The sequence below is a fragment of the Streptomyces sp. H27-D2 genome, assembly GCF_035828615.1.
Classification (GTDB): Bacteria; Actinomycetota; Actinomycetes; order Streptomycetales; family Streptomycetaceae; genus Streptomyces.
In genome coordinates, this window is the sequence record NZ_JAYMZR010000175.1 from 1 (window position 1) to 6,727 (window position 6,727).

At 69.3% G+C, this 6,727-nt stretch carries 6 protein-coding genes and 1 tRNA gene; 5 read left to right on the top strand and 2 right to left on the bottom strand.

Annotated features, from left to right (window positions below):
• The 4 genes from QMK28_RS33405 to pyk all read left to right on the top strand — a co-directional run.
• On the top strand, nucleotides 1-959 hold a 959-nt coding region (locus QMK28_RS33405), incomplete at its 5' end, for a pyridoxal phosphate-dependent decarboxylase family protein (protein WP_326443448.1).
• Nucleotides 956-2,407: a lysine N(6)-hydroxylase/L-ornithine N(5)-oxygenase family protein gene (locus tag QMK28_RS33410; protein ID WP_326443449.1), complete on the top strand. Its 1,452-nt coding sequence runs from the start codon at nucleotides 956-958 to the stop codon at nucleotides 2,405-2,407. The genes QMK28_RS33405 and QMK28_RS33410, both read left to right, overlap by 4 nt.
• A gap of 128 nt (nucleotides 2,408-2,535) precedes the next feature.
• A complete protein-coding gene (locus tag QMK28_RS33415) occupies nucleotides 2,536-3,261 on the top strand; it encodes an SIMPL domain-containing protein (protein ID WP_326443450.1) in 726 nt (241 codons plus the stop codon).
• Between the two features lie 212 nt (nucleotides 3,262-3,473).
• On the top strand, nucleotides 3,474-4,907 hold the full coding sequence (gene pyk / locus QMK28_RS33420) for a pyruvate kinase (protein ID WP_326443451.1): 1,434 nt from the start codon (nucleotides 3,474-3,476) through the stop codon (nucleotides 4,905-4,907).
• A gap of 34 nt (nucleotides 4,908-4,941) precedes the next feature.
• Here pyk and QMK28_RS33425 read toward each other — a convergent pair whose 3' ends face one another.
• Nucleotides 4,942-5,730: a helix-turn-helix domain-containing protein gene (locus QMK28_RS33425; protein ID WP_326443452.1), complete on the bottom strand. Its 789-nt coding sequence runs from the start codon at nucleotides 5,728-5,730 to the stop codon at nucleotides 4,942-4,944.
• Nucleotides 5,731-5,839: 109 nt separating this feature from the next.
• Nucleotides 5,840-5,914: transfer RNA gene (locus QMK28_RS33430), tRNA-Leu, on the bottom strand.
• Between the two features lie 96 nt (nucleotides 5,915-6,010).
• Here QMK28_RS33430 and QMK28_RS33435 point away from each other — a divergent pair.
• Entirely contained in the window at nucleotides 6,011-6,685 is a 675-nt protein-coding gene (locus QMK28_RS33435) for an ANTAR domain-containing response regulator (protein WP_326443453.1), read from the top strand.
• The last annotated feature ends 42 nt before the right edge of the window (nucleotides 6,686-6,727 follow it).

The following is a 6,727-nucleotide window of genomic DNA, read 5'->3' on the forward strand; positions in this document are numbered from 1 at the left end:
CCCCCGACGCCCAGGCCACCCCCGACGCCCTCGTCACCACCGGCGGCACCGAGTCCAACCAACTCGCCCTCCTGCTCGCCCGCGAGCTAGGGCACACCCACATCATCTGCGGCGCCAACGCCCACCACAGCATCCACCGCTCAGCCTGGCTCCTCGGCCTGCCCGCACCCCATACGCTGCCCACCCCCGCAGGCGTCCTCGACCCCCACCGCCTCCGCACGGCACTGGCCCAAGCGCCGGGCCCCGCCCTCGTCGTCGCCACCGCGGGCACCACCGAAACCGGCGCCATCGACCCACTCCCACAGATCGCCGACCTCGCCGAAGCCCACGGCGCACGGCTGCACATCGACGCCGCGTACGGCGGACCGCTGCTCTTCAGCGACACCCTGCGCAAGCGGCTCACCGGCCTCGACCGAGCCCACACCGTCACCCTCGACCTGCACAAACTCGGCTGGCAACCAGTCGCCGCCGGCCTGCTCGCCGTACCCCACAGCGCCGCCCTGCACCCCCTCGACCACCGCGCCGACTACCTCAACGCCGACGACGACACCGAGGCCGGACTCCCCGACCTGCTCGGCCGCTCACTGCGCACCACCCGCCGCCCCGACATCCTCAAAATCGCCGTCACCCTGCGCGCCCTGGGCCGCACCGGCGTCGCCGACCTCGTCGAACGGGTCTGCGCCGCCGCCCACCGGCTCGCCGACCTCATCGAGGACCACCCCACCCTCGAACTGCGCGAACGACCCACCATCAGCACCGTCCTGTTCCGGCCCACCGGCGCCGACGAGGCGACCCTCGCCGCCATCCGCCGCCGACTGCTCACCCAAGGCCACGCCGTACTCGGCCGGACCGGCGCCGCCGACGGACTCTGGCTCAAAGCCACCCTGCTCAACCCCCACACACGGACCGGCGACCTCGAAACGCTCCTGAAACTCGTGGAAGGCAGCACCAACCGATGACCTCCGCACCACCCCCCACACACCCCACCAGCACACCGCTCGACCTGGCGGGCATCGGCATCGGCCCGTTCAACCTCTCCCTCGCCGCCCTCGCCCACGGCATCCCCGACCTGCACACCGCCTTCTACGACCAGCGCCCCGCCTTCCACTGGCACCCCGGACTGCTCATCGACGGCGCCACCCTGCAAGTCCCCTTCCTCGCCGACCTCGTCACCCTCGCCGACCCCGTCAGCCCCTGGACCTTCCTCAACTACCTCAAGAGCCGCGACCGGCTCTTCCCCTTCTACTTCGCCCAGCGCTTCCACATCCAGCGCGCCGAATACGACGCCTACTGCCGCTGGGTCAGCCAAGAACTCCCCGGCCTACGCTTCGGCCACCAGATCGACGCCGTCCGCTGGAACCCCGAACGCGCCCTCTTCGAAATCGACTTCACCCAACTCGACACCGACGGCGAAGCCGAAGCCCTCGGCCGCAGCTACGCCCGCAACCTCGCCCTCGGCGTCGGCACCGCGCCCTACGTCCCCGAACCACTGCGCCCACTCGCCGACGCGCCCACCGTCCCGGTCATCCACTCCGCCGCGTACATGGACAACCGACAACGCCTGCTCGCAGCCGAACACATCACCGTCATCGGCTCCGGCCAATCCGGCGCCGAGATCTTCCTCGACCTGCTGCGCAACCGCCCCCCGGGCCGCGAGCGCCTGCACTGGCTGGCCCGCACCCCCGCCTTCGCACCCATGGAATACAGCAAACTCGGCCTGGAACAGTTCACCCCCGACTACACCCGCTACTTCCACGCGCTCCCCGAAGCCGTACGCGACCAACTCCTCCCCGAGCAATGGCAGCTCTACAAAGGAATCGACCACGACACCATCGCGGCCATCCACGACGAGCTCTACCAGCGCACCCTGCACGGCGGCTGGCCCGACGCCGTCCTCACCCCCGGCGTCACCGTCCGCACCGCCGGCCGAGTCGGCAACACCCGCGTCGAACTCCACCTCGAACACATCCAACAAGCCACCCGCACCCGACTCACCACCGACGCCGTCGTCCTGGCCACCGGCTACCGCGAGCGCCGCATCGACACCCTGCTCGCCGCCCTCGACCCCTACCTCCGCCGCGACGCCGCCGACCGCCCCCGCATCGACGCCAACCACCGCCTCGTCCTCGACCCCGCCGTCACCGGCGGCATCTACGTCCAGAACGCCGAACGCCACACCCACGGCGTAGGCGCCCCCGACCTCGGCCTCGCAGCCTGGCGCAGCGCCGTCATCCTCAACTCCCTCACCGGCAAAGACCCCTACCCCCTCCCGGACCGCACCGCCTTCACGACCTTCGGGCTGACCGGACCGAGCCGCCGCCACCAGGGCCTGCTGCCGGGCCAACAGGCCCTCGCGGACCGGGTCGCCAGCCACGCCGCCGGACCAGCCTCGGCCGGACGCCCATAGCACCCCGCCGCCGCCCCCGGCCGACGCCACCCCGGCGACCGGCTGCCCAACGACCGCACCCGCGACAGCCCCGCCAGAAATCGATCAGGCGACTCCCCGAGAACCCACCCGCCTGCCACAGTGGGCCCATGACCACACCCGAAGCGACACCCGAAGCCACAGCCATGCCCTACGGCACCCCCGACACCCCGCGCGTCGCCGTCCGCGGCGAAGCACACCTCGAAGTCGACCCCGAAATCGCCCGCGTCGGCATCACCGTCAGCGCCCGCGGCCCCGACCGGCGCACCGCCCTCGAAGACCTCACCCGCCGCAACAACCACGTCCTCGAACTCGTCAAAAGCTACGGCGAAGCCGTCGAGAACCTGGAGACCGGCTCCTTCACCATCACCCCGCAACTCACCGACAAAGGCCGCCACGAAAAAATCCGCGCCTACCACGGCCGCGTCCACATCCAGGCGACACTCACCGACTTCACCGCCCTCGGCGAACTCGTCACCCGCCTCGCCGACCTCGAACTCACCCGCGTCGACGGCCCCTGGTGGGCGCTGCGCCGCGACTCACCCGCCCACCGCGAGGCGCGCCAGCAGGCCGTACGGGAAGCGGTGCAGCGCGCCCGCGAGTACGCCGGAGCGCTCGGCGCGCAGCTCGCGGCCCTCGTCGAACTCGCGGACCAGGGCGCGGAGAACGCCGCGCCGGCGGGCATGCCGCAGAACCCGGCGGGCAGGATGATGCGCAGCGCCGGCTACGGCGGCGCCCCGGCCCCGGACGCCCCGGCTCTCGACCTCGAACCGCAGCGCCAGACCGTCTACGCACAGGTCAACGCCCGCTTCACGATGACCCGGCCCGAACTCTAGGACGCGAGTGCGCTGGCGCGCGGGTGCTCGGAACGCGCTCGGAGTTCCCGCACGAATGTACGTGATGTCCCCCGCACGGAGGACCTGCGGAACGCTCATTGGAGCGCCCCCGCGCACATTTCACTACTTGTCAATAGCCGTTCACGCAAAGGCCGTTGGGCAGTCACTTCCCCATAGTTCCCTACCCATGGGTAAGTCGTAGGCTCGATACCATGCGCCGAGCAAAGATCGTCTGCACCCTGGGACCCGCGACCGACTCGTACGAGCAGATCAAGGCACTCGTCGAGGCCGGAATGGACGTAGCCCGCTTCAACCTCAGCCACGGCAGTTACGCCGAGCACGAGGAGCGCTACCAACGGGTGCGCAAAGCCTCCGAGGAGACCGGGCGCAGCGTCGGCATCCTCGCAGACCTTCAAGGTCCGAAGATTCGGCTGGGCAGATTCCGCGAAGGCCCCGTACTGCTTGAACGCGACGACGAGTTCACCATCACCGTCGAACAGGTCGAAGGCGACCGCCGACGCTGCGGCACCACCTACGACGGACTCGCCGACGACGTCTCCGCAGGCGAACTGATCCTCGTCGACGACGGCCGCGTCACCCTGGAAGTCACCTCCGTCGACGGCCCCCGCGTACACACCAAGGTCGTCGAAGGCGGCATGGTCTCCGACAACAAGGGACTCAACCTCCCCGGCGTCGCCGTCTCCGTCCCCGCGCTCTCCGAAAAGGACATCGAGGACCTCCGCTGGGCGCTGCGCATCGGCGCGGACGTCATCGCGCTGTCCTTCGTCCGCAGCCGCAACGACATCGTGGACGTGCACCGCATCATGGACGAGGAGGGCATCCGCCTCCCGGTCATCGCCAAGATCGAGAAGCCGCAGGCCGTGCTGAACCTCGAAGGCATCGTCGACGCCTTCGACGGCATCATGGTCGCCCGCGGCGACCTCGGCGTCGAGATGCCGCTGGAACAGGTGCCGCTCGTCCAGAAGCGGGCGGTCAAGCTGGCCAAGCGCAACGCCAAGCCGGTGATCGTCGCGACCCAGATGCTGGACTCGATGATCGACGCCTCCCGCCCGACCCGCGCCGAGGCATCCGACGTCGCCAACGCGATCCTGGACGGCACGGACGCGGTCATGCTGTCCGGCGAGACCAGCGTCGGCAAGTACCCCGTCGAGACGGTCAAGACGATGAGCCGCATCGTCCTCGCCGCCGAGGAGGACCTGCTCGCGAAGGGGCTCCCGCCGCTCACCGACCGCAGCAAGCCCCGCACCCAGGGCGGCGCGGTCGCCCGCGCGGCCGCCGAGATGGGCGACTTCCTCGGCGCGAAGTTCCTGGTCGCCTTCACCCAGTCCGGCGACACGGTCAAGCGCCTCTCCCGCTACCGCTCCCCGATCCCCGTCCTCGCCTTCACCCCGGTCCCGGCCACCCGCTCCCAGCTCAACCTCACCTGGGGCGTGGAGACCTTCCTCGGCCCGAGGGTCGAGACCACGGACGAGATGGTCCAGCAGGTGGACGAGCAGTTGCTCAAGATCGGCCGCTGCCAGAAGGGCGACGTCGTCGTCATCACGGCGGGCTCCCCGCCCGGCGTCCCCGGCTCCACGAATCTGGTGCGGGTGCACCATATCGGCGAGGACGACGCTCCGCAGTAGGCTCTGCGCGCGCCGGGCGGTGTGGGGGCGGCCGTCAGTACTTTGGCCCGACGCGGGCGTCCATCAGGGCGACGGACGCGCGGCGGGCGATGGAGATGTTCCACGGAACCCCGTAGCGGGTGGTCTGCTTCCACTCGACACCGACGCGGTCGAGCGCGTCGGTGCAGAGGCGGCGGATGTCGTCCGACTTGTTCGTGAAGAAGTACCGGGGGTACTCGTACCGCTTCCGTTCGCCGCCGACGGTGCGTACCGTCCAGTTGGTGACGCGGCAGCCGTCGGAGTGGATCAGGCCGCGGATGAAGTTCCAGGGGTGTGCGTTCACGATCTGGCGCTGCCACGGTTCCAGGATGATGGCTCTGGTGTCCTTCCGGCCCGGCCCGTGCTGGGGAAAGAGGCACCACAGGTGCTTCGAGTAGACCTTCACATTGCGACAGCCGGTTCTGCGGACACGGCAGACCGAGTTGTCGGGGAAGACGGCGCGCATCGCGCTCTCGCACTCGTCCATCAGGCCGGGCCAGGACTCGGCGCACGTGATCATCAGGCTCGGGACCCGGTGTGCGGAGTACTGGATGATGTGGCCGTCGCCGAGGTAGAGGCCGAGGAGGTATGAGTACGCGGCTTCATCGAGTTCCCGGCCGTCGCACCGGGGGCAACTCGGATCGTGCGCACCGGGACACTCCCCGCGCTTCGAACGGTCCCGGTGAAGCCAGTAACCGATCGTCCCCGCCGGTACGTTCAGCGTGCGGGAGACCTCTGCGTTCTTGGCGCCGGCCCGCAACAGGCTGAGCGCTTTCGTTCTGACTTCAGTACCGTGGAAGTTCACGACTTAACTCTGGTTCGCAAAAAAGTGACGCGAGCGCAAATGATGGATGTTCACGAGAACGTGAACATCCACTTCACGCGATTCCGCAACCGTGGAATCGAAGGAAAGGTGCCCCAGGTGGGATTCGAACCCACACTGTCGGCTGTTTGAGAGCCGCCTCTCTAACCAGTTGGAGTACTGGGGCCTTAGAAAGGAAGGACGGAAGCCGCCCCGCGTGCTCCTACCTTACAGGAGCTGGGTAGGCTCATGGAGCCCCACCTGCCATGAAACGAGGAGCACGGTGAGCCCCGCTGACGCCCCCGACGAGATCACGGCTGCCGCCGACTCGCAGTCGCACGTCCCCCCGCACATCACCCGCGTCGTCATCGCCGAGGACGAGGCGCTGATCCGCCTCGACCTGAAGGAGATGCTCGAAGAAGAGGGCTATTCCGTCGTCGGCGAGGCCGGCGACGGCGAGAAAGCCGTCGCGCTCGCCCGCGAGCACAGGCCCGATCTGGTCATCCTCGATGTGAAGATGCCGATCCTCGACGGGATCTCCGCCGCCGAGCAGATCGCCGAGGAGAGCATCGCCCCGGTGCTGATGCTGACGGCCTTCTCCCAGCGCGAGCTGGTCGAGCGCGCGCGTGACGCCGGTGCGATGGCCTACCTCGTGAAGCCGTTCAGCAAGAGCGACGTGGTCCCGGCCATCGAGATGGCCGTGTCCCGCTTCGCCGAGCTGAAGGCGCTGGAGCGGGAGGTCGCCGACCTCTCCCAGCGACTGGAGACCCGCAAGCTGGTCGACCGCGCGAAGAGCGTGCTGCAAACGCAGTACGGGCTGAGTGAGCCGGCCGCGTTCCGCTGGATCCAGAAGACGTCGATGGACCGCCGGATGTCGATGCAGCAGGTCGCCGAGGCGGTCATCGAGGACGCCGAGGAGAAGGCCGAGGAGAAGAAGGCCGCCCCGAAGGACGACTGACGGCCGGCGCGGCCGAGCCCGCACAAGCCGGCGCGGCCGCAA

Coding starts and splice junctions, on each gene's coding strand:
- QMK28_RS33410 (WP_326443449.1), top strand. CDS start 956: ATGACCTCCGCACCACCCCCCACACACCCCACCAGCACACCGCTCGAC.
- QMK28_RS33415 (WP_326443450.1), top strand. CDS start 2,536: ATGACCACACCCGAAGCGACACCCGAAGCCACAGCCATGCCCTACGGC.
- pyk (WP_326443451.1), top strand. CDS start 3,474: ATGCGCCGAGCAAAGATCGTCTGCACCCTGGGACCCGCGACCGACTCG.